Source organism: Nocardioides sp. WS12, assembly GCF_014108865.1.
Classification (GTDB): Bacteria; Actinomycetota; Actinomycetes; order Propionibacteriales; family Nocardioidaceae; genus Nocardioides.
Genome location: NZ_CP053928.1, coordinates 4826298 through 4847123, shown reverse-complemented (window position 1 = coordinate 4847123; position 20826 = coordinate 4826298). Strand labels below are relative to the sequence as shown.

Here is a 20826-nt window from a genome sequence, read left to right as displayed (position 1 = left end):
CGGGAATCGGTGCTTGATTCGGTACCGATATTCGTATTACTACGACTGTTCCAACTGCTCGGCCCTGTCACGATTTTCGTAAAGCACGACCTGGGTGAAGAAATCACCGTGGGCCTTCCTGAAGGAGTAAAATGACTGTGACCGCCCCCGGGGACGTGAACGCACCTGAGCGTTTCCGCGATGCCATGTCCTCGTTCCCCAGCGGCGTCACCATCGTGACGACCACCGATGCCACCGGCGAGTTCTGGGGCTTCACCGCCACCTCGTTCTGTTCGGTGTCGATGGACCCCGCCCTGGTGCTCGTCTGTCTCGCCGACACGGCCCAATGCCACCCGGCATTCGCGGGCGCCGAGCGGTGGACGATCCACGTCCTGCACCGCGCGCACTCCGAACTCGCGCTCCGGTTCGCCACCCGTGGCGAGAACAAGTTCGCCGACGCTGGCTTCGAGGTCAACGCCGATGGTGTCCCGATCCTCGCGGACGCTTCCTTCCGCCTGGACTGCGTCGCTCACGACAAGATCGTCGCCGGGGATCACACGATCCTGGTCGGTCGAGTTGTCGACACTCATCTGGGTGCTGACGACCCGACGATCTACTTCAAGCGTGCGTTCCACACTCTGGGGTGATCGCCCCTGTCTGCCACCCGGGCTGATCACTCGGGTCTGATCGCCCGCCGTCTCCCACGGCGGGCGATCCTCTGTTGGCGCGGGCCTCACGGCCCGCGCCAACTGGGGTTTTCGACAGTGTGACCGGTGGTTCAGTCCTGCGGGATGTGCGGTGCCGTGATGGGTTCGCCCTGCATGGCCCATTCCTGCCGTCCGCTGTCGTAGCGGAAGAGGGCAACCTTCTCGGCGCCGAGCAGATCGCCCTCACCGTAGGTGACGCCGAACGTCTGCGCCGTGAAGAGGTTTCCAGCCTTCTGGGCTGCTGCGGCATACGTCGCGGGGGTGGCATCGGCCCCCATCAGGGCTCCGATCTGCACGAGCTGGACGACGGCATCGCACCGGAATCCGGCGTTCACGTCGACGTCGATGCTCTTCAGGGCAGGCAGGCCCTTCGCTGCGAAGATCTCGCTGCACAGGTCTGCCCCGGGGCTGTCGGCGTAGTCCAGAACAGTTCCGCTGACGCCGTACGCGCCGTCGATGTTGTCGTTGTTCAGCAGGTTCGAGTTCTGGATCGTCGCCGAGAAGTCGCCGATCAGCCAGGCCGGTTCGAACCCTTGCTTCTGGCCCTGGGCCGAAACCGTCTTCTCGAGCAATCCGCCGGTGCCGGCGATGATCTTGGTGACGTTGGCGGCCTTGAAGCCGAGGAGCGCCTGCGCAGCAGTTGCGCCCGAGGTGACACCGCGGTCGCAGGCGTCCCTGTACTCCACGTAGTCGCCGTCGGAGATGCCCATCTCGTCCAAGAGTGCATAGACGCCGTTCGCGCCGTCCCAGACCTCGTCGGGGTCGCAGCCGTTGCGCAGGATCCCGAGCTTGCCGGGGATCTCGAAGAAGCCCATTTCGGCGCCTCCGCCGATCATGTCACCGGCCTGCTGTTCGAGATCGGCAATGCCGGCCATCATGTTCGGGAACTGGTCCAGATAGTCGACTCCAGCCCCGGGATAGGCGCTCAGCATGAGGGTGTCGTTCTGCTTGGTCACACAGGTGGGTCGTGATCGGTAGACGCTCACGTCGACGACCGCGAACACCTTCTGCTCCTGGGTGAGCTTCAGGCACGCTGCCTGGGGGGAGTTGGGATCGACCGTGGTCACCTTCACCTTGACGGGCTCGATCACGTGGCCACCGAGCCCCCCGTGGGCGTTCGCCCACGCCACGAGGGCGTCGATCTGCTCGGCGTCGTCGTCACGGAAGTCGACCGGGAATCCAGCCTCCTTGAGTGCTTGCCAATCCGTGTAGGGAAACCCGATCTTGATCGGTGAGCCGGTGGCCGCGGACGCGGCCGGGAGCGGTTGGGTGTCCGCGGTGTCGGGATCGGTCACCTTGACTGCGGCGGCGGGAAGCACGTCCCGATCCGACGCATTGCTGCCGCCACATCCGGACAGGATCAGGGCCGCGGCGCACGCGAAAACGGCCAGGCGGAAGTATCTATTTCTCACAAGCTCTCCTCAGGAAATGAAGGACGAAAAGAAGCTCCGCCGAGCGCGCAAAAGCGCCGAACAACGGAGTGCGCCGGAATGGACTCAGAGCGATTCCGTCCGGCGCCGACCCGGCTAGGTGCTGGGAAGCAGGAGATTGCCCAGATCGACGGGCAACACGGTTCCGGAGACGAAACGGGACTCTTCGGACGCCAGCCAGAGCACCGCATTCGAAATGTCCAGCGGTTCGACCCAGGGAACAGGGAGGGCGCTCGTACGCTGGAATCGTTCACCAATGATTTCCCGCGTGCGGTCCGCTTCGTCCAGATCCGGGGCGAACAGCCCGTAGACATAGGGGTTCTGCACCATCGGGGTGTCAACGGTGGTGGGGACCACGGCATTCACGCGGATGGAGTCGCTGGCGAGTTCGAGTGCCCACGTCTTCATCTGACCGATCACGCCGTGCTTGGCTGCTGAGTAGTGGCCGATGTTGCGGGAGCCGCGTATGCCTGCGGTCGAGCTGATCAGAACGATCGAGCCGCCGCCCTCTCTGCGCAGGTGCGGAACGGCCGCCCGGACGCTCTGCCAGACCCCGGTCAGGTTGACGTCGAGCATGTCCCGCCAGGCGGTCTCGTCGAGGTCTTCGAGCCGCCCGACGCTGAAGATTCCGGCATTGGCCACCACGATGTCCAGCCGTCCGAGCTTCGCGACCCCTTGGTTGATCACGTCGGTCAGTGCATCGAGATCCCTGACATCGGTCTGGGCGGCGTGCGCCCGGCGACCGAGCGCTTCGACCATCTGCGCGGTCGAAGCCAGGTCCTCGGCCGTCGACAGTGCAATGGGTGAGCTGTCGATCTGTCGGCAGATGTCGATCGCAATGATGTCGGCGCCCTCTTCGGCCAGCCGAACGGCATGACTGCGCCCCTGGCCCCTCCCGGCACCGGTGACCAGTGCGACCTTGCCCTCGACGCGCGGTCGGCTCATCGGATGCCGCCTGATGCACTATTTCCCATTGCTCGCGATCCGGGAATTGATTCAAGTACCTCGGCATTGTGGGATGTGACCACATTCATGGGAACGGAACGTATCCATCAAACTAAGTCTCGTCAATGAATTGGAATTTCTGGCAAATTGCAGTGGGGTGACCTTTGTCGACAGCGCGGAATGCCTATGATACTTTTCGAAGAATGAAACGTTGAAGTACCGCGTTCGCGTGCGAGGCGTAATTAAATCGGCGCCGGAGACAAAGGTGGAACGTCAGTCATGCTCATCGAAATCGGGGATCTTTCGGACCTGGGCGAGGCTTGGGTCAGGTACAAGGGGAATCGGCGGGTCGAGGATTACCGCGAACTGCTCGAGCGCGGTGAGCGTGTCGACCCGACCCGGGTCCTGACCGACGAGCGTGCACCTCGATTGGTGCACTACTACGACCTGCCGGCCGCGGAACTCGAGCAGTACTCCGTCGGCGGATGCTGGGTGTTCCGGGTCCTGCCACGGTCCCCCTGCCCCACCGCCTTCGCCGAGGTTCCCGAGGCGGACTGACCACGCCCGACCCGTTCGACCGCACTCCCCGCCCCGAGGATCCTGATGGCATATGTGATCACCCAGCCCTGCTGCAACGACGCGAGCTGCATCGATGTCTGCCCGGTCGACTGCATCCGACCGGCACCCGGCGATCCGGCCTTCGCCACCGCTGAAATGCTCTACATCGATGGTGCCACCTGCATTGACTGTGGCGCTTGTACAGATGCCTGCCCGGTCGGCGCGATCTTCCCCGACAACGAGCTGACGGACTTCGACCTGAGGTACGCAGCCATCAATGCGGACTACTTCGCCGCCCATCCGCTCGAACCAGTGTCGCCTCCGCCGACGGCACCACGGTTCCCGGAACGGGAGTCCCCGCTCCGGGTAGCGATTGTCGGCGCCGGTCCGGCAGCGTGTTACGCCGCCGAGGAATTGCTGCGGCTCGGACGACGGTCCGTCGAAGTGGAGATGTTCGATCGGTTGCCGACGCCGTGGGGACTGGTCCGTGCCGGCGTCGCCCCGGACCACGCGGGGACCAAGGCGGTGACGGAGTCGTTCAGGTCGATGCTCTCGAAGCCGACGTTCAACTTCCATTTGAACGTCGAGATCGGCCACCACCTGACCCACGACGAACTGCTGGAACATCATCACGCCGTTCTCTATGCCGTCGGCGCGTCTGCCGATCGCCGGCTGAACGTCCCGGGCGAGGATCTCGCCGGAAGCCACCCGGCCACGGAGTTCGTCGGCTGGTACAACGGCCACCCCGACCACGCCGGCCACACCTTCGACCTGAGCGGCGAACGTGCCGTGATCGTCGGCAACGGGAACGTTGCGCTGGATGTGGCCCGGATCTTGCTCACGGACCCAGACGAACTGGCTCGCACGGACATTGCTGAGCACGCGCTCGCGGCCCTGCGTGAGAGTCGGGTGCGGGAAGTGGTGGTGCTCGGGCGCCGTGGCCCGGCGCAGGCGGCGTACACCAGTCCGGAATTCCTGGCTCTCGGCCGCCTTGCCGACCTCGACGTCGTGATCGATCCGGCAGAACTCTCCGAGGAGAGCGGATCGGGAGAAGGCGGTCTCAAGGTGGAGTTGGCCGCAGAGTATGCGGGCCGGACCCTCGACCCGGCGAAGAAGCGAATCGTGTTCCGGTTCCTGACAACGCCCACCGAGATTCATGGCGCCGACCGGGTGCACAGCATCACGGTGGGCAACAACGTGCTGATGGCCGGACCGGACGGGACGATCCAGGCGCATCCGACAGGCCGGACCGAGGTCATCACCACCAGCCTGGTGCTTCGTTCCATCGGCTACCGGGGAGTGCCGGTGCCGAGCCTGCCCTTCGACGACGCAGGGGGGGTGCTGCCGCAGGCCGATGGACGGGTGCTCGATCCGGTCACGGGCGAGCCCCTGACCGGGGTCTACACGGCAGGTTGGATCAAGCGTGGTGCGTCCGGGGTCATCGGCACCAACAAGTGGTGTGCGAAGGAGACTGTCGCCGCACTGGTGGAGGACGCCCGAGCAGGATTGCTGTCCGACTCGGTCCGGTCCGCCGTCGACCTGGCGGCGCTGGTCGCCGACCGGCAGCCCGACGCGATTGACGGAGCGGGATGGGCCTCGATCGACCGCGCCGAGCGCCAACGCGGCAAGGACCGCGGGCGACCGCGCATCAAGCTCACCGAAGTGGGCCCGATGGTGGCGCTCGCCCGCGGCAGGACGGCTTAGCGGAACTCGTGTCGCTCGGGCGCGATCAGGGCGTCATACCCGGCTTGCCTGCTTCCGCAGGACAGTTCCAGAGTGAGCGCACGCTTGAGGTACACGTGTGCGTCCTGCTCCCAGGTGTAGCCAATGCCGCCGTGGTTCTGGACGTTGTCGGCAGTCGCTCTCCGGGCCCGCGCTGACGCAAGGACGTGCGCGGCGGCAGCGTGGAACGCTGCGTCTGGATGCGCTTCGCTCACTGAGACCGCGGCGGCGAAGACCTGGGCCGTGACGGCGTAGGCGCCGACCGCCATGTCTGCGCACCGGTGCTTGACGGCTTGATGGCTACCGATCGGCTTGTCGAACTGGCGGCGCACCTGGGCGTAGCTCGCGGACATGTCCCTGGTCGCTTCGATGACCCCGAGAAGTTCGGCGGCCGCGAGTACCCGGGCTCGGGAGAGCAGGGCCACGCCAGCGGCTTCGACGACGACTTTGCCGACGCTGGCGCGCGCCAGTCTGACGCCGGGGTCGGTTGGGACAAGGGGCGTGCAGGTATCGATCTCGTAGATGCGCGGGTGTTCATCATCGAGCTCGAGCAGCAGGTCCCCGGGGTGGGCATCGAGTGCCTGGTCGCCGACCTTCAACCCGACCCGCTGCTCGCCGCTGAGGATCGCTGCGAGGACCTCGGTGTTGCCCGTACGGGACGCGAGATAGGCGGCCAGTGCGGTCGCCCGGAAGGGCCCCGGTGTCGCGAATCGGCCGACCTCACGAAACAGCATCACCTCCTCGCCCAGGCCCAGGCCCACGCCCCCGGCCTCTTCCGGGACCGACAGCGCGAACCAACCCATCTCAACGCTCCGACGCCAGGTCTTGTCGTCGACCGAACGCTCTTCGTTCCAGAGGCGACGCACGGTCGTCATCGGCACCTCGGAGCTGAGGAAGTCCGCAACCGACTCGGCAATGTTCTGCTGTTCCGCAGACGGGGCAAGCATCATCTCGGTAGTCCCAACACTCGTTCTCCAATGATGTTCTTCTGGATGTCCTTCGTCCCGCCGGCGATCGTGGCCGAGAATTTGCTCAGCCAGTGCCGACTGTCAGGCACCATCTCGAGCGCCTCGACGCCGACGATGTCGAGGCCAAGCCGCGCGACCTCGATCGTCAGTTCGGTGTAGAAGGTGCGTACCGACGTGGTCTCTGAACTGGGCTGCTCACCCTTGCGGGCAAGCGAGACCTGCAGGTACGCCATGGACCGGACAGCTGCGGCAGCGGCGCGCGCCTCGGCCAGCCGGTTGCGGATCGACTCGTCGCGGAGTTTCCCGGTCTCCTTGGCGTGCGCGACCAGGTCGTCGACGTGGCGCACCAGGCCGAGACGCTGGTCGAGGAATGCCGGCCCGCGTTCGGCGGCCAGTGTCGACAGCGCGACGCTCCAACCGTTGTTCACGCCACCCACCACGTTGGCCAACGGCACCCGGACTTCGTCGTAGAAGACCTCGCAGTTGTGCGGGAACCCGTCGATCGAGGTGATCGGCCGGACGTCGACACCGGGAAGGTGCATGTCCATCACCAGCCAGGTCAGTCCCTTGTGCTTGGGCACCTCCGGGTCGGTACGGACCAGGAGCTCGCCGTAGTCGGACCACTGGCCATAGGACGTCCAGGTCTTCTGGCCGGTGATGACGATTTCGTCGCCATCGATCACGCCCTTGGTCTGCAGACTTGCCAGGTCTGATCCGGCGTTGGGTTCAGAGAATCCCTGGCACCAGGGGGTCTCGCCGCGCAGGATCCTGGGCAGGAAGAAGGATTTCTGAGCTTCGGTTCCGCGGGCGATCAAGGTGGGTCCGGCATGGCCGAACGCCACCGTGAAGACGGTGTCCATCGGCGCACCCGCTCGGACGAGTTCTTCGTACCAGATGATCTGCTCGAAGAGGGACAGGCCCCTGCCGCCGTACTCAGGCTCCCAGTCGATTCCGGACCATCCTCCCTCGAACTGCCTTCGCTGCCATGCCGCGTCGTACTCGCGCAGTTCAGGGCCAAAGGTGGTGGGGCGGGGCTCGGTCGGCTTGTTCTCTTCTATCCAGGTACGGGCCAGGCCGCGGAAAGCGGCGAACTCAGCGGTGTTGTTCAGATGCATCTTGCCCTCCGGACAAGTTGAAATATGGCGAACCCAAGGTATTCATTAATGCCAATATGCATCATATGCTCAATGGAGATTGCAATACACTGGGCATTCTCGAAATGCGACCAAGAATTATCTGGATTGTATTGTCACTGGAATTCCACATTGCCACATTGAAGGGCTATTCGTGAGCGACGTCGTCATCACCAGGCACGGCAGGACAACGGTCTTCACCATCAACCGTCCCGAACACATGAACTCCCTGGGCGGAACCGTCAAGGAGGAGCTGGCGGCCGGGATCGCCGAGTTGAACGCCGATCCGGGCCAGAGTGTCGGCATCATCACCGGGGCTGGTGACCGCGCGTTCTGCGCGGGCGGTGACCTCAAGGAGATGGCGAAGAAGGCGGCCGCGGGATCGTCGATCCCACTCTCGCCCAGTCCCGACATCGGCGGCGTCGCGGCCAGCGAGAAGCCGGTGATCGCCGCCGTCAACGGCCTGGCCGTCGCGGGCGGCCTCGAGTTGAGCATTTGCTGTGACATCAGGATCGCCTCGACCAATGCGTGGTTCGGCGTGTTCGAGGTGAAGCGCGGCATTCTCGCCGGCGTCGCGGTGAATGTGCTGCCGCGGTTGATGCCCATGGGTGCGGTGATGGACATGATGTTGAGCGGCAGCAGATTGAGCGCTGCTGAGGCAAAGAACCTCGGGCTGGTTCAGCAGGTCGTCGAACCCGGTGAACTGATGGACGCCGCCCTGGCCAAGGCCGACATGATCGCGGCGAACTCTGGTCCGGCCGTCTGGGGCACCAAGGCCGTGCTCAAGTTCTGGCGCGACGCCATGATGGCCGAGCAGCAGCGCTACTACGAGGCCGTGCTGCATCGAGTCCTTCTCTCCGGTGCCTTCCTCGAAGGCCCGCGGGCATTCGCCGAGAAGCGCGAACCGGTGTTGGACCACACCTGGCCCGACCCCTTTGAGCAGGTCGGCGCGACCACGGCAAACCCGCCATTCGGATCACCACATGCAGAGCACGGCACGGAAAGGTCGATGAAGTGAGTATCAGCCAGCAACTGGAGTGCCCGGTGCGCTATCCCGATCGCTTCTACATTGGCGGCGAGTGGACCAGGCCCTCGACGGATCGAACCTTCGACGTCATCGATTCGAACACCGAAGAGTTCTACTACCGGGTCGCCGAAGCGGCGGCTGGCGACATGGATCGCGCGATCACCGCGGCGCGGGCAGCGTTCGACGACGGCCCCTGGTCGAAGTTCACGCATGTCGAACGCGCCGAGTACCTGTTCGCCTTCGGCAAGGCGTTGCGCGAGCGCGGCGACACCTTGGCACAGATCTGGCCGCGCGAATCGGGAGCGCTGTTCAGCACCGCGACGACGAGCGGCGAGAAGACGGCGACCATCCTCGAGTACTACGCGAACCTGGCTTCGACGTACCCCTGGGAGGAAGTGGTCCCGCCGACTGCTGGCCAGTTCGGGCTGAAGGTCCGGGAGCCGGTCGGCGTGGTCGGAGCTATCGTGCCGTGGAACGGCCCCCTGTGGCTCGCGTTGTACAAGATCGCCCCGGCGTTGTTGACCGGTTGTACGACGGTCCTGAAGGCCTCCCCCGAGGCGCCCGGTGCGGCCTATGTGATTGCCGAGATCGCCGAGGAGATCGGTCTCCCGGCTGGTGTTCTCAACGTCGTGACCGCCGATCGCGAGGTCTCGGAGGGTCTGGTCCGGGATCACCGGGTCGACAAGATCTCCTTCACTGGCTCCACGGCTGCGGGCAGGCGGATCGGGGCGATCATGGCGGAGCGGGTGGGGCGCTACACGCTGGAGTTGGGCGGAAAGTCTGCTGCCGTCATCCTCGATGACGCCAACCTGGAGGAGGCGGCGCGTGTGATCGCGGAGCAGGAGTGCCGGCTCACCGGTCAGGTGTGTGCCTCGCTCACCCGCGTCATCGTGGGCCGCGACCGCCACGACGAGCTCGTCGGCATCCTGGGGGACCTGTTCGCGAACGTGCGCGTCGGTGACGCCTTCGACCCGAGCTCGCAGATGGGTCCGCTGGCGATGGAGCGGCAGCGCGATCGCGTCGAGGGCCTGATCCGGACTGGCGTGGAAGAAGGCGCCACGCTGGTCACCGGCGGCGGGCGTCCCGCGCACCTCGACCGCGGTTACTTCGTGGAACCGACGGTCTTCGGCAACGTGCAGAGCTCTGCGACGATCGCCCAGGAAGAGATCTTCGGCCCCGTGCTGAGTGTGCTTCCGGCCAACGACGAGGATGACGCTGTCCGGATCGCCAACGACACGATCTATGGATTGAACTCCTCGGTCTTCACCGAGGACGTCGACCGCGCTCGGCAGATCGCCGCCCGGCTCCAGTCGGGAACGGTTGGTCACAACGCCTTCCGCCTGGACTTCGGTATCTCGTTCGGTGGCTTCAAGCAGTCCGGGATCGGTCGCGAGGGAGGCGTCGAAGGAGTACTGCCCTATCTGGAGACGAAGACGGTGGTGCTGGAAGGCATCCCTGAGCGCTACCGCGACGAACAGGCGTGACGCACGAAAGCGGCGCTGAAATCCCGGTAGGGGATTTCAGCGCCGCTTTCGTGCGTCAGACGTCTGTACTGGTCAGGGCGCGGGGGCCGACCCGGAAGACCCAGCAGCCGCCCTCGGAGTAGCCGTCGAGCTCGGCCTCGGTCAGGTCGTAGTACTGAACGACCTGGGGCAGCCGCTCGGGGGTGAGGGCATGCGTCGGGTCGACGGTGTCGCTGTGGCGCAGCAGGTCCCGGTAGTCGTCGATGCGGCGGTTGCCCTTGTACTTCGCCCAGGCTTCGCCCAGATCCGAGAAGTCTCCGATTTCGATCAGCATGATGCTCTCCCACGTCGTTGTGTCAAGGATGCGGGTCGACCACCGGAGCCTCGTGACGCTGTCGGCAGGGGTGATCATCCGTGCCGCAAGCATCGTCACGACCGGGGCCCTCGCCCACGTGGAAAACCCGTAGGCGCGTACCTACGTACATCGGATAGGTACAGATTGCCGATCGGCGCACTCCGGGACCGGATTCGAGCGAAATGCATTTACGTTTGGAATCATGAAAGGCAACGTCGAATTCCGATGATACGCTTTTCTTTCACCATTCGACAATTGCATCAATAGGAGTCAAAGTGTTGGATCCCAGGTATTTCCAGACCTCGGACGAATACGGGACCATGTCTGGGCTCGACGAGTACCTGGTCCACAACAACCCGCTTCCCATTCGCGCGATGTGGACGAGCGATCCGCGTGCTTTCGAGCGGATGTGGTTCGGGATGTTCGACAAGACCGGCGACCTCATGATCATTGCCGGGATCGGGTTCTACCCCAACCTGAACACCGCGGACGCCTACGCGATCGTCAACCATCGCGGTCAGCACACCACGGTCCGCGCGCAGCGGATGCTCGGGACCAACCGGATGGACATGAGCGTCGGCCCGCTCAAGTTCCAGGTCGTCAAGCCGTTCGAGCAGTGGCGGCTGTCGCTGGCTGAGAACGACCACGGAATCAGCTTCGAGATCGACTGGTTCGACGGAGCGAAGCGGCCTGAGTTCGTCGATCGCGGCGACGTGTCGATCAATCTGGCGACGTACCGTCCGTCATCTGGCTATGAGTCGTTCGGTCAGCAGGCCGGTTGGGTGAAGATCAACGGCGAGACCCATGTGCTCACTCGCGGTGACTTCCAGGGAAGCCGCGACCACCACTGGGGTGTCCGCGACAACGTCGGTGGGCCGTCCTTCTATCCCGGACCGATCAGCCGCCACATCCACACCGGAGAGTTCGTCGAGTTCGACGACTTCGCGCTGTTCGCCAAGAGCATCTTCTACAACGAGGGTGACTCTCGCCGTACGTCTGACGTCCGGACGGCACACCGCAAGCTGCGGTTCGATCCGGTCACGCGCCTGCTGCAGGGTGGCGAGGCGGACGTGACCTTCGCGTCCGGTGAGCGCAAGCAGTACACCTTCGAGCGGGTCGGCAACCAGATCGGGTTCCTGCGTTGCGGGATGTACGGGGGATTCGGTGGCAACAGTGGAACTCCGGAAGAAGACATCTGGCACGGACGCTTCTACGGCGAGCTGACGATCACCGGAGAGACCTACGACGCCAACGACCCGGAGGTCCAGATGAGGATCGCCGGCTTCGACGACTGCGTGGCGCGCTTCGAGTGCGACGGTGAAGTCGCGTACGGCTTCACCGAGACCGTCCACCCCGGCGTGTACGAGGCGGCCGTCGAGGGTCGCAACGGACTGTCGTTGCTCGAATAGCCGCATCCGTTGCGCAACGGGAACGGGGCCAGGGTCGCCGCAAGGCGGTCCTGGCCCCGTTCCGGTGGGGCCGGCTTCACTCCGAAGCGGTCGAGACCTCCTGGCCGCAGCAGGTCACCGGGCCGCCGGCGCGACCGGTGGCGACGACGTAGACGCTGCCGCAGGTGTCGCACCCGAGGCGCGGGGGCTGGAACATGGTGGAGAAGTCCGGCTGCCGGTTCTCCACGAACGCACGGGAGCCCACCGTCGAGTCGACGACCACGCCGGGTTTGCCTGCGCCCATCCAGTAGAAGACGTCCTTGCTCAGTTGTGCCAGCTCCGAAGGCGGCACGAACCGGCCGTAGTAGGACAGTTGCTTGTGTCCCCGGACGGCCTCCTGGCCCAGGGTGCAGATGTGCTCAGCCCAGCTGATCGCCTGGCCCAACACTTCGTCGGCCGGAACGACCTTGTTGACGAAGCCGATCTCGTAGGCCCGCTGGGCCGTGATGGGCTCGGCAAGGAGATAGATCTCCGCGCTGATCGCCGCTGTCGGGAACACGCCCATCTCCGCGCCGAACCCGCCAGCCAGGTTCCACTTGTTCTCGGTGATGCCGATTCGGGCCGTCTCCGCGGCCACCCGGAGGTCGCAGCGTTGGGCGAGTTGCCAGCCGCCGGCCAGGGCGAACCCATTGATCGCGGCGATCATCGGCTTCCAGGTGGGGACGGCGGGGTGTTCCCGACGCCGTGCGCTCGGCCTGCCGTCAGGTCCGTGCGGTGACGCTCCCTGGGAGAAGTCCTTGAGGTCCATCCCGGCACAGAACGCCCGGTCTCCAGCCCCCGTGAGGACCAGCACCCAGAGATCGTCGTCCTCGTTGAAGATCTCGAGCTCCTCGTCGTAGCGACGAAGGAGCTCCGGGCTGAGCGCGTTCATCCGCTCTTCCCGATTGATGGTCAATATGTAGATGTGACCACGTTTCTCGGTAAGTAGAACATCCCGGCCATTGATCAAAAGAATCACCTCCACGGCTTTATTGATGACAATAGAGGCTACACTCGTCAATGAATTAATATATCGCGAAAAAAAATGGGCGGAATACGGGGAAATCATGGATTTGAATGATGCTGATCGCCGACTGTGCCTCGATGGTTCGTCAGAGCGACCGTCCCAACGTGCGGCGCTGAAGCGCCTGCTGAACCCGCGCACCGTTGCGTTCGTCGGCGTGAGCGAAGATTCCAAGTACGCGGCCGCGGCGCGACGGACCATGGCTGGTGGAACAGACGTGGTGTTCGTCCACCCGAAACGTAGCCACGTCTTCGACGGCATCAAGACCTTTCCTGACCTGGCCGCGGTTGATCGGCCGGTGGACAACGTCTTCAGTGTGCTGTCGGCCCACGGCACGGTTGAGTTGGTCCGCCAGGCTGCGGCCACCGGGGCTGCAGGCGTCGTGACGATCGCGGGCGGGTTTGCCGAGCAGGGCGAAGAGGGTCGTGCGCTGCAGGACGAGATGGCCGCGGTGGCGCACGCCGCCGGCATCTCCGTGGTGGGGCCGAACGGGATCGGCATGCTCAATGTCCCGCAACGTCTGAATCTCGCCATGTTGACGGCCTTCGAACGACGCTCCGGCGGGTTGTCTGCGGTCACCCACAGTGGGGCGATGCTCGGGGCGATCGCGGCCGCTGGCTGGCGAACCGGTGGTGTGGGGCTCAACCTGCTGATCTCCGCGGGCAACGAGGCCGTCACCGATGTCGCCGACTACCTCGACTACCTGGTCGAGGACGAAGCGACCCGGGTGATCGCGCTGGCCATCGAGAAGATCCGGCGGCCGGAGGCATTCTTCGCCGCCGCGCACCGTGCGCTGGAGGCCGGCAAGCCGATCATCGCGATCAAGATGGGACGCAGCGCACGCGGCGCGAGCATGGCGGCCTCACACACGGGAACCCTGACGGGCGACGCGTGGGTCTATGAGGTCGCCTTCCGGCAGGCCGGCATCCAGACGGCGAACGAGATCGACGAACTCGTTGACCGTGCGCAGTTCCTCGAACAACTGCCCGAGCGCAAGTGGACCCCCGTCAACGGTCTGGCAGTGCTCACCCAGACCGGGGGATTCGCGCAGTTGGCCAGCGACCTCGGAGACGACCTGGGAATGGACATTCCCGACGCACCGTCCGTGCAGCCGTGGGTCAACGACAACGTTCCCGGCGCTCCGCTTGCGAATCCGCTCGACGCGACCGGGTTCGCGAGCAGCATCGCCGGCTTGTGGGAGGGGATCTTGCGGGAGTACACCGCCGCGGAGGAACTCGACACCTTCATCCTGCTGAGCCAGCACGCTGACTGGGACGAGGACGTGGCCCGCAAGGTGGCCGACCTCTACCTGAAGGCTGCCGCTGGGACAGAAAAGCCGTTCGTGATCGCGCCCCTTGCCGGCCAGCCGGGCCGTTGGCTCGAAGAAGCAGCCGAGCACGGAGTCGCAGTCGGCAACGGGTTGCTGGGGAGTTTCCGCGGGCTGCAGACGATGGCGAACTTCGTGCGGACTCGCCCTACCAAGCGAGTTCAACCCACGTCGACGATCCCGCCGATCCCGCGCCCATCGGTGCAGCCGATCCTGGTCGAGGAAGGGTTGATGCTGCCCTTCGAGGCGACGATGCAACTGCTGAGCGAGTCAGGGATTCGGGTCGCCCCCTACTGCATGGTGCCGGCAACGACCGCCCTCGGAGACATTGCTGCGCCCGACTTCCCAGGCCCGTACGTCGTCAAGTTGGCTGACGTGGCGCACCGGACCGAGCACGGTGCTGTCGAGCTCGGCGTGACTGCCGCGGACCTGGCTGGAGCGGTGTCCCGGCTGAGGGCGATCGCAACCCGCGCGGGCTTGCCGGCGATGGTGGCGATCCAGCCCATGCTCAAGGGCCGCGGCGAGGCGTTCGTCGGGATCCAGGGCAACAGCGAGCTCGGTCCGCTGGTCGCGTTCGGGCTGGGTGGCGTCTTCGTCGAGGTGCTCAACCGGATCGGAGGCCGACTCGCGCCCCTGACCCACGAGGACGGGCTGGAACTCCTCGAGGAGTTTGCCGATCTCGGCATCCTCGATGAGTTCCGAGGCCGCCCGGCGTGGGACCGCGACGAGCTGGCTTCGGTCCTGGTCGATGCCGGCTGCCTGGCGGCCAGCGGTGCCGGCTGGATCGACTCCATCGACATCAATCCGCTCATCATCACCGACGACGGCCCCGTCGCCGTCGACGGACTCACACTCGTCCGCGATGCCGATCGCACATCAGGGAGTTCTCATGTCTGAACACGTCCCAGCACCCACCGCGAACCGTCCGCTCGCGGGTGTCCGCGTCGTCGAGTGCGGCGTCTGGCACGCGGGCCCCGGCGCCAGCGCGATCCTGGCCGATCTCGGTGCCGAGGTGATCAAGATCGAATCGATGGACGGTGATCCGGAGCGCTATCACGGAAGCTTCGGCCCGATGGCGCTGGGAATGGCTGACCGCGAGCACTGGAACCTGCTCTTCGAGATGTCCAACCGCAACAAGCGCGCCATGTGCTTGAACATCACCACGGTTGAGGGCAAGGAGATCCTGCACCAGCTGGTCCGGGAGGCCGACGTCTTCCTCACCAATCTGCGCACGAGCACCAAGCCGAAGCTGGGCATCGACTACGAGTCCCTGAAGGTCGTGAACCCCGAGATCGTCCACGTGAACGTCAGCGGGTTCGGCCCGGAAGGGCCCTTCGCGGACGCTGGCGGCTTCGACCCCATGGGGCAGGCGATCTCGGGAATGATGTTCCTGAGCGGCAAGCCTGAGCCGAGCGTGCTCCAGGTGATCGTGCTGGACCAGCTCGCTGCGATCACCGCGAGCCATGCAGCGATCACCGCCCTGTATGCCCGCGAGCGCAACGGTGAGGGCCAAGAGGTCCATGTGTCGCTCTATGGCTCCGCGCTGTGGCTGATGCACGCGAATCTTCTGCAGACGAGTCTCCGAGGTACCGATCTCGACGTCTCCTGGGAACGGCTGAACAATCCGTTCTCGCGCACGACTTTCGAATGCGGTGACGGTCACTGGATCATGGGGACCAATCATCCGGAAGAGAAGTACTGGGCGCGATTCTGTGAGGCGGTTGGTCTTCCCGAGATCGCGACCGATCCCCGCTTCGACACCAAGGAGAAGCGGGTCGAGGTGAATGCCGAGCTGATCTCGCTCTTTGATGCGCAATTCAAGCTCCGTCCCCGGGCGGAATGGTTGGAGATCATGCGCGAGAAGAACGTGCTCTTCGCTCCGATCAACACGACTCAGGACGTGGTCAATGACGAGCAGGCGCTGGTCAACGGGTATCTGACCGACTACGACCACCCGTATCTGGGTCAGGTGCGGATCCCCGGCTATCCGGTGAGGTTCTCCTCCTACGAGGCAGGACCGCGCACGCCGGCGCCGGATCTGGGCCAGCACACCGACGACATTCTCGCGGAGCTGGGTCTCTCACCGGCTGAAGTCACCAGGTTGCGCGGCGCGGAAGTCGTTCGTTGAGCGCCTGAATTTGAATGCACCATTCGCAATTTCTGAGCGCGAATCTCGATTGCATTAAGAAATGGCGAATTCAAGGCGCTGCAAATGTCGAGAAATGGTTGACATTGATTACGCCCAGGTTAGATGATTGCAAAAGTCACTAAAACAATGCTCGAATCGTATTGAGAATCACATTTCCGATCATCGTCTAATAGCCTCAAAAGGCGCCGGCGATGCATCGCACCGTGAATTGACGAGGAGAGCCACCAACGTTTCTGCATGAACGAGGAGCTGGACAATGGACGATGGCACCACTGGAACCGTGGCGCTTGTTGATGGTTTCGTCGAGGCCTACAACAGCGGGGACCTCGAGCGCATCAGCAGTGTCCTCGGCGACGACGTCGAGCTGACCCACCACAACCGCGGAGAGACCCTCAAGGGCCGGGCAGCGGTGATGGGGATGTTCGAAATGGCCGGCCAGATCATGCCGGGCAAGTCGTTCGTCGACCGGCATTCGATCGACGTCCTCGGTCCGGACAAGGCAGTCGTCCGCCACACCTGGACCGCCACCTCCGTGGCCGACATCCCCGGCATGGCTGTGCAGGGCGAGACCATCCGTCTCGACCTGGCCACCTTCCTGACCTTCGCTGACGGCCTGGTCGTCGAGTACCACGACTTCGGCTGAGCAGCGCTCGCCTCCGGTCAACTCTCGTCGAAGAAGGGAACCACCATGCCGCTCCTCCGTTCACGGTCGCGCCAGCGGGCGTCGACCGCATCGTCTTCGGGCTCAGCGCTGCTGAGCATCGAAGGCCTCGAGTTCTCCTACGGCGCCGTCCCGGCACTGTTCGGTGTGTCGGCGAGCATCAGCCGGGGAGAGATGGTGGCGCTGGTCGGTCCGAACGGCGCGGGCAAGTCGACGCTGATGTCATTGCTCGCCGGTATCAACAAGCCGACGGGTGGTCGAATCCTGGTCAACGGTGACGACGTCACCGGACGAGGCCCGGCGCACCTGCTGGGCCGCGGCGTGGTCCTGGTGCCCGAGAACAAGGGGATCTTCCCTGACATGACCGTGGCCGAGAACCTCGAGATGGCCGGCTACACCTTGCAACGCGCCGAGGTCGCCGACCGTACGGCGGTGCTCTTTGACGTGTTCCCGCGCTTGCGCGAGCGACTGAAGCAGCGCGCGGGAACGATGTCCGGTGGCGAGAAGCAGATGCTCTCGATCGCGCGTGCGGTCCTGCTGTCGCCGCAGCTGCTGCTCATCGACGAGCTGACGCTCGGCCTCGCGCCGATCGTCGTCGATGACCTGCTCGGTTCGATCAAGGAGCTCAACAGCGCCGGAACCACTGTCCTGATGGTTGAGCAGAGCCTCAACGTCGCGGCATCGGTTTGTGAACGCGCGCTCTTCATGGAGAAGGGAAAGATTGTGTTCGAAGGACCGACGGCTCATCTACTCGAGCGCCCGGAGCTGGCCAAGGCTGTTCTCTTCGGCGGCCACGTCGGGGGTGAGGTCTAGATGCTGTCTGCTCTGGCGCTCGGCGCCCTCGACGGCCTCACCATCGCGATCCTTGCGGTCGGCCTGGTGCTGGTCTTCCGCGGCAAGCGGTTCGTCAACTTCGCCCAGGCCCAACTCGGGATCATCCCGATGCTGCTGCTGGGCAAGCTGGTCCTTGACCATGGTGCCAACTGGTGGTTCGCGTGTGTCTTCGCGCTCGTTCTGGGGGCGCTGATCGGTGCGGCCACCGAGTTGCTCGTCATCCGGCCGCTCACTGCCCGCGGCCCGTTCACGATGCTGGTGGCAACGATCGGCGTCAGCCAGCTCCTGATCGGTTTCTCCTACTTCACCTGGCTCGCTCCAGATCCGGCCAAGATCTCGTTCGAGGGCTATCCGGTCCCGTTCGTCGCGAACTGGCAGGTCTCCGACTCACTGTCGCTCTACACCGACCGGATCCTGACGCTGATCCTGGTGCCGGTGGTCACCCTCGCGCTGGCCGTGTTCCTGAAATTCACGAGGACCGGAAAGGCGATCCGCGCAGCGGCGTCGAACCCGACCGCGGCAAGCCTTGCCGGCCTGCCGACCGGACGCCTGGCTCTGATCACGTGGGCGATCGCCGGTGCGCTGTCGACCCTCGCCGCAGTTCTCTACGCCCCCAGCCAAGGCAGTTTCGTCCCGCAGTCCTTCGGACCCTCCTTGCTGCTGCCGGCCCTCGCCGCCGCCGCATTCGGTGCCTTCACCTCGATCCCGCTCACCTTCGCTGCGGCGATCGGGCTCGGAGTCGTGCAGGCAGGGACCGTCTACGTGACCCACGACGGCACGTCCGGGTCGCTGGCGTTGTTCGTGGCCGTACTGATCGGTGTGGTCCTCCGGGCCCGGGCGATCGGGGCATCCGGCGCCGGTGGCGCCGACGGCCGTTCGCAGGTTGAGGCCGTGCACGACATGGTGGCCAGAATCCCTGATTCCCTGCGCAACCGGTTCTGGGTCCGTCGCTCGGGCGCCATGGTCGCCGTCGTCACCCTTGCTGTCGCACTGGCGATGCCGTTCCTGTTCAACACTCCCAGCAGCCAGTTCCGCCTGGGCCAGATCCTGGTCACCACCCTGCTGGTGGTCTCGCTCACGGTGCTGGCCGGCTGGGCAGGCCAGTTGAGCCTCGGCCAGTACGCCTTCGCGGGTCTCGGTGGCTTCGTGGCGGGTCAGGTGCTGGTCCAGTACTGGTCGCTGCCGGCCGCCCTGATCATGGCTGGCGTCGTGGGCTTCGTCGCTTCGATGATCGTGGGCCTGCCGGCCTTGCGGTACCGGGGCCTCACCCTGAGCGTGACGACCTTGGCGGTCGCCGTGGTTGCCCCTGCCTGGCTGTTCCAGCAGACCTGGCTCTGGCCGGACGGCTACACGCTCGGCTCTGGCCTGGTGTTGAAGTACCCGGCGATGCTGGGCAACGGCGGCGGGCAGATCGAAGGCCAACGCGCCATCTACTTCGTCGCCCTCGGTGTGGTCGTCGTCGTGGTTGCGGCACTGGCTGCGCTGCGGCGATCGGTCGCGGGAAGCGTCCTGCTGGCCGTGCGCGACAACGAGGACGCCGCTGCCTCGGTCGGGATCCGGCCCGCCATCACCAAGCTGTCGATCTTCGGCCTGGTGGGTTTCATTGCCGGCGTCGCGGGTGTCCTGGACATCCTCGTCAATCTCAATCTGACCGCTGGTCGGTACGTCCCTGACTTCTCGTTGCTCATCGTTTCCATTGCAGTCATCGGTGGGCTCGGCTCGATCAGCGGAGCGATCCTCTCCAGCCTGCTGATCTTCGGGATCCCGCTGTTGATCAGCGACTGGACGACGAGTTGGTTCCCCGCAGGAAACCAACTCCCGCTCCTGCTCGGTGGCGCATTGCTGATCCTGAACCTGCTCGCGCTGCCTGGAGGCCTCCACGGTGAGGTCGTCAAGGCGTGGTCGGCGATCCTGCGGCGTGCCGACCGGAAGGCTCGGCGTGGCGCCGTTGTGTCCGAGGAGTCCGACGCGGCCACGGCCACTTTCGAGTCCGGCGGACTGCGGGCCGGCAGGGTCGATGTCAGGTCGAGGCCGAGCGTCTTCGACGGTGCCCACCGTGGCACCGCGGGGGATGCGGACTCGCCTGCGCTCCGCGTCGAGAACCTGTCGGTCCGCTTCGGTGAACTGACAGCCGTCAACAACGTTTCGATCGAGATTGCTCGCGGCGAGATCGTCGGTCTGATCGGCAACAACGGTGCCGGCAAGACGACATTGATCAACGCGATCTCGGGACGAGTGCGTGCGCATCCCGGCGCTGTCGAGATCCTCGGCGTCGATGCAACCCGGATGTCGTCGAGCCGGCGGGCCTCTCTCGGGCTGGGGCGCACGTTCCAGGACGCGCATCTGTACCCGGGACTGACGGGACGCCAGATCCTCGAGGTCGCCATGGCTGGCCGCTACGGCCGGCCCTCGATCGCCGAGTCGCTCGCGGCCGCCCCCTGGGTGGCCCGACATGGCCGGCTGCTCCGGGCCGAGGCGGACGAGATCCTCGCCCGGCTGGGGCTCTCGGAGTACGCCGACGTGGCTGCCGTGAACCTGTCGACCGGTCTGCGCCGGGTGATGGACCTGGCGATCCAGCTCGCCATCCGCCCAGGGCTGATCCTGCTCGACGAGCCGACGGCCGGCCTGGCGCAGGCCGAGTCCGAAGCCTTCGTCCCGTTGCTGCGCAGTGTTGCCACGGACCTCGGCGCATCGATCCTGATCGTCGAACATGACATGCCGGTGATCCTCAGCGTCACGGACCGGATCTATTGCCTCGAACTCGGACAGGTCATCGCCGAGGGCACGCCTGAGGAGACACGCCACAACCAGCGCGTCATCGAGAGCTATCTCGGCACGGCCGACGGCACCGGCGCCACGCGTTCGGGTCCGCTCGGCGCCGACGCCCTGGTGTCAGCGCGAGGTGCCGAATGAGCACGCGTGCGTTCTCCGACGGACGTGATCAGGACAAGCAATCTGCAGGGGAGTTCCTCACATGAGATTCATTCGGGACTGGGCGAACGAAGTATCGAAGCTCCAGATATTCGGCACAGCGGCCCTTGCAGCAGTGGTTCTCGGAACAACGATCTGGTGCTTCGTACCAGGTTCGTGACATTCGGTATCAGTACCAATCAATCC

17 protein-coding genes are annotated in these 20826 nt (G+C 65.0%); 11 read left to right on the top strand and 6 right to left on the bottom strand.

Features of this window, described 5'->3' with window-relative positions; genetic code table 11:
* Positions 1-131 precede the first annotated feature (131 nt).
* On the top strand, positions 132-626 hold the full coding sequence (locus tag HRC28_RS23360; protein ID WP_182377750.1) for a flavin reductase family protein: 495 nt from the start codon (positions 132-134) through the stop codon (positions 624-626).
* A 131-nt stretch (positions 627-757) separates the two neighbouring features.
* Here HRC28_RS23360 and HRC28_RS23355 read toward each other — a convergent pair whose 3' ends face one another.
* Both HRC28_RS23355 and HRC28_RS23350 read right to left on the bottom strand, forming a co-directional pair.
* Positions 758-2005 carry a hypothetical protein gene (locus tag HRC28_RS23355; RefSeq protein WP_182377749.1) on the bottom strand — a complete coding sequence of 416 codons (1248 nt, stop codon included), beginning with the start codon at positions 2003-2005 and terminating at the stop codon, positions 758-760.
* Positions 2006-2212: 207 nt separating this feature from the next.
* Positions 2213-3061: a mycofactocin-coupled SDR family oxidoreductase gene (locus tag HRC28_RS23350; protein ID WP_182377748.1), complete on the bottom strand. Its 849-nt coding sequence runs from the start codon at positions 3059-3061 to the stop codon at positions 2213-2215.
* A gap of 279 nt (positions 3062-3340) precedes the next feature.
* Between HRC28_RS23350 and HRC28_RS23345 the strand changes: the two genes are divergently transcribed.
* Both HRC28_RS23345 and HRC28_RS23340 read left to right on the top strand, forming a co-directional pair.
* Positions 3341-3619, top strand: a complete 279-nt coding sequence (locus tag HRC28_RS23345; RefSeq protein ID WP_182377747.1) for a hypothetical protein — start codon at positions 3341-3343, stop codon at positions 3617-3619.
* Positions 3620-3664: 45 nt separating this feature from the next.
* Positions 3665-5323, top strand: a complete 1659-nt coding sequence (locus HRC28_RS23340) for an FAD-dependent oxidoreductase (RefSeq protein WP_182377746.1) — start codon at positions 3665-3667, stop codon at positions 5321-5323.
* Here HRC28_RS23340 and HRC28_RS23335 read toward each other — a convergent pair.
* Entirely contained in the window at positions 5320-6291 is a 972-nt protein-coding gene (locus HRC28_RS23335; RefSeq protein WP_182377745.1) for an acyl-CoA dehydrogenase family protein, read from the bottom strand. The two genes, HRC28_RS23340 and HRC28_RS23335, sit on opposite strands and share 4 nt — an antisense overlap.
* Positions 6288-7424, bottom strand: coding sequence for an acyl-CoA dehydrogenase family protein (locus tag HRC28_RS23330; protein ID WP_182377744.1), 1137 nt, complete (start codon positions 7422-7424; stop codon positions 6288-6290). Before HRC28_RS23330 ends, HRC28_RS23335 begins: the two co-directional genes overlap by 4 nt.
* 79 nt (positions 7425-7503) lie before the next feature.
* Here HRC28_RS23330 and HRC28_RS23325 point away from each other — a divergent pair, with 79 nt between their 5' ends.
* Both HRC28_RS23325 and HRC28_RS23320 read left to right on the top strand, forming a co-directional pair.
* On the top strand, positions 7504-8460 hold the full coding sequence (locus HRC28_RS23325) for an enoyl-CoA hydratase-related protein (RefSeq protein WP_182377743.1): 957 nt from the start codon (positions 7504-7506) through the stop codon (positions 8458-8460).
* On the top strand, positions 8457-9953 hold the full coding sequence (locus tag HRC28_RS23320) for an aldehyde dehydrogenase (protein ID WP_182377742.1): 1497 nt from the start codon (positions 8457-8459) through the stop codon (positions 9951-9953). The genes HRC28_RS23325 and HRC28_RS23320 overlap by 4 nt, the downstream gene beginning before the upstream one ends.
* 55 nt (positions 9954-10008) lie before the next feature.
* On the opposite strand, the gene HRC28_RS23315 is transcribed toward HRC28_RS23320, so the two are convergent.
* Positions 10009-10266 (bottom strand): hypothetical protein, encoded by a 258-nt coding sequence (locus HRC28_RS23315; protein WP_182377741.1) that lies wholly within the window; start codon positions 10264-10266, stop codon positions 10009-10011.
* A gap of 341 nt (positions 10267-10607) precedes the next feature.
* On the opposite strand from HRC28_RS23315, the gene HRC28_RS23310 reads away from it, so the two are divergent.
* Positions 10608-11696, top strand: coding sequence for a hypothetical protein (locus HRC28_RS23310; protein WP_182377740.1), 1089 nt, complete (start codon positions 10608-10610; stop codon positions 11694-11696).
* Between the two features lie 76 nt (positions 11697-11772).
* Here HRC28_RS23310 and HRC28_RS23305 read toward each other — a convergent pair whose 3' ends face one another.
* Positions 11773-12783 carry an enoyl-CoA hydratase/isomerase family protein gene (locus tag HRC28_RS23305; protein WP_272902648.1) on the bottom strand — a complete coding sequence of 337 codons (1011 nt, stop codon included), beginning with the start codon at positions 12781-12783 and terminating at the stop codon, positions 11773-11775.
* On the opposite strand from HRC28_RS23305, the gene HRC28_RS23300 reads away from it, so the two are divergent.
* From HRC28_RS23300 to HRC28_RS23280, 5 genes are all read left to right on the top strand, one after another.
* Complete coding sequence (locus HRC28_RS23300) at positions 12710-14962, top strand: acetate--CoA ligase family protein (RefSeq protein WP_182377738.1); 2253 nt, start codon at positions 12710-12712, stop codon at positions 14960-14962. The two genes, HRC28_RS23305 and HRC28_RS23300, sit on opposite strands and share 74 nt — an antisense overlap.
* Positions 14928-16193, top strand: coding sequence for a CoA transferase (locus HRC28_RS23295; protein ID WP_202033161.1), 1266 nt, complete (start codon positions 14928-14930; stop codon positions 16191-16193). Before HRC28_RS23300 ends, HRC28_RS23295 begins: the two co-directional genes overlap by 35 nt.
* Positions 16194-16470: 277 nt before the next feature.
* A complete protein-coding gene (locus HRC28_RS23290; protein ID WP_182377737.1) occupies positions 16471-16857 on the top strand; it encodes a nuclear transport factor 2 family protein in 387 nt (128 codons plus the stop codon).
* A gap of 45 nt (positions 16858-16902) precedes the next feature.
* Positions 16903-17688: an ABC transporter ATP-binding protein gene (locus HRC28_RS23285; RefSeq protein WP_182377736.1), complete on the top strand. Its 786-nt coding sequence runs from the start codon at positions 16903-16905 to the stop codon at positions 17686-17688.
* A complete protein-coding gene (locus HRC28_RS23280; protein ID WP_182377735.1) occupies positions 17689-20622 on the top strand; it encodes an ATP-binding cassette domain-containing protein in 2934 nt (977 codons plus the stop codon).
* The last annotated feature ends 204 nt before the right edge of the window (positions 20623-20826 follow it).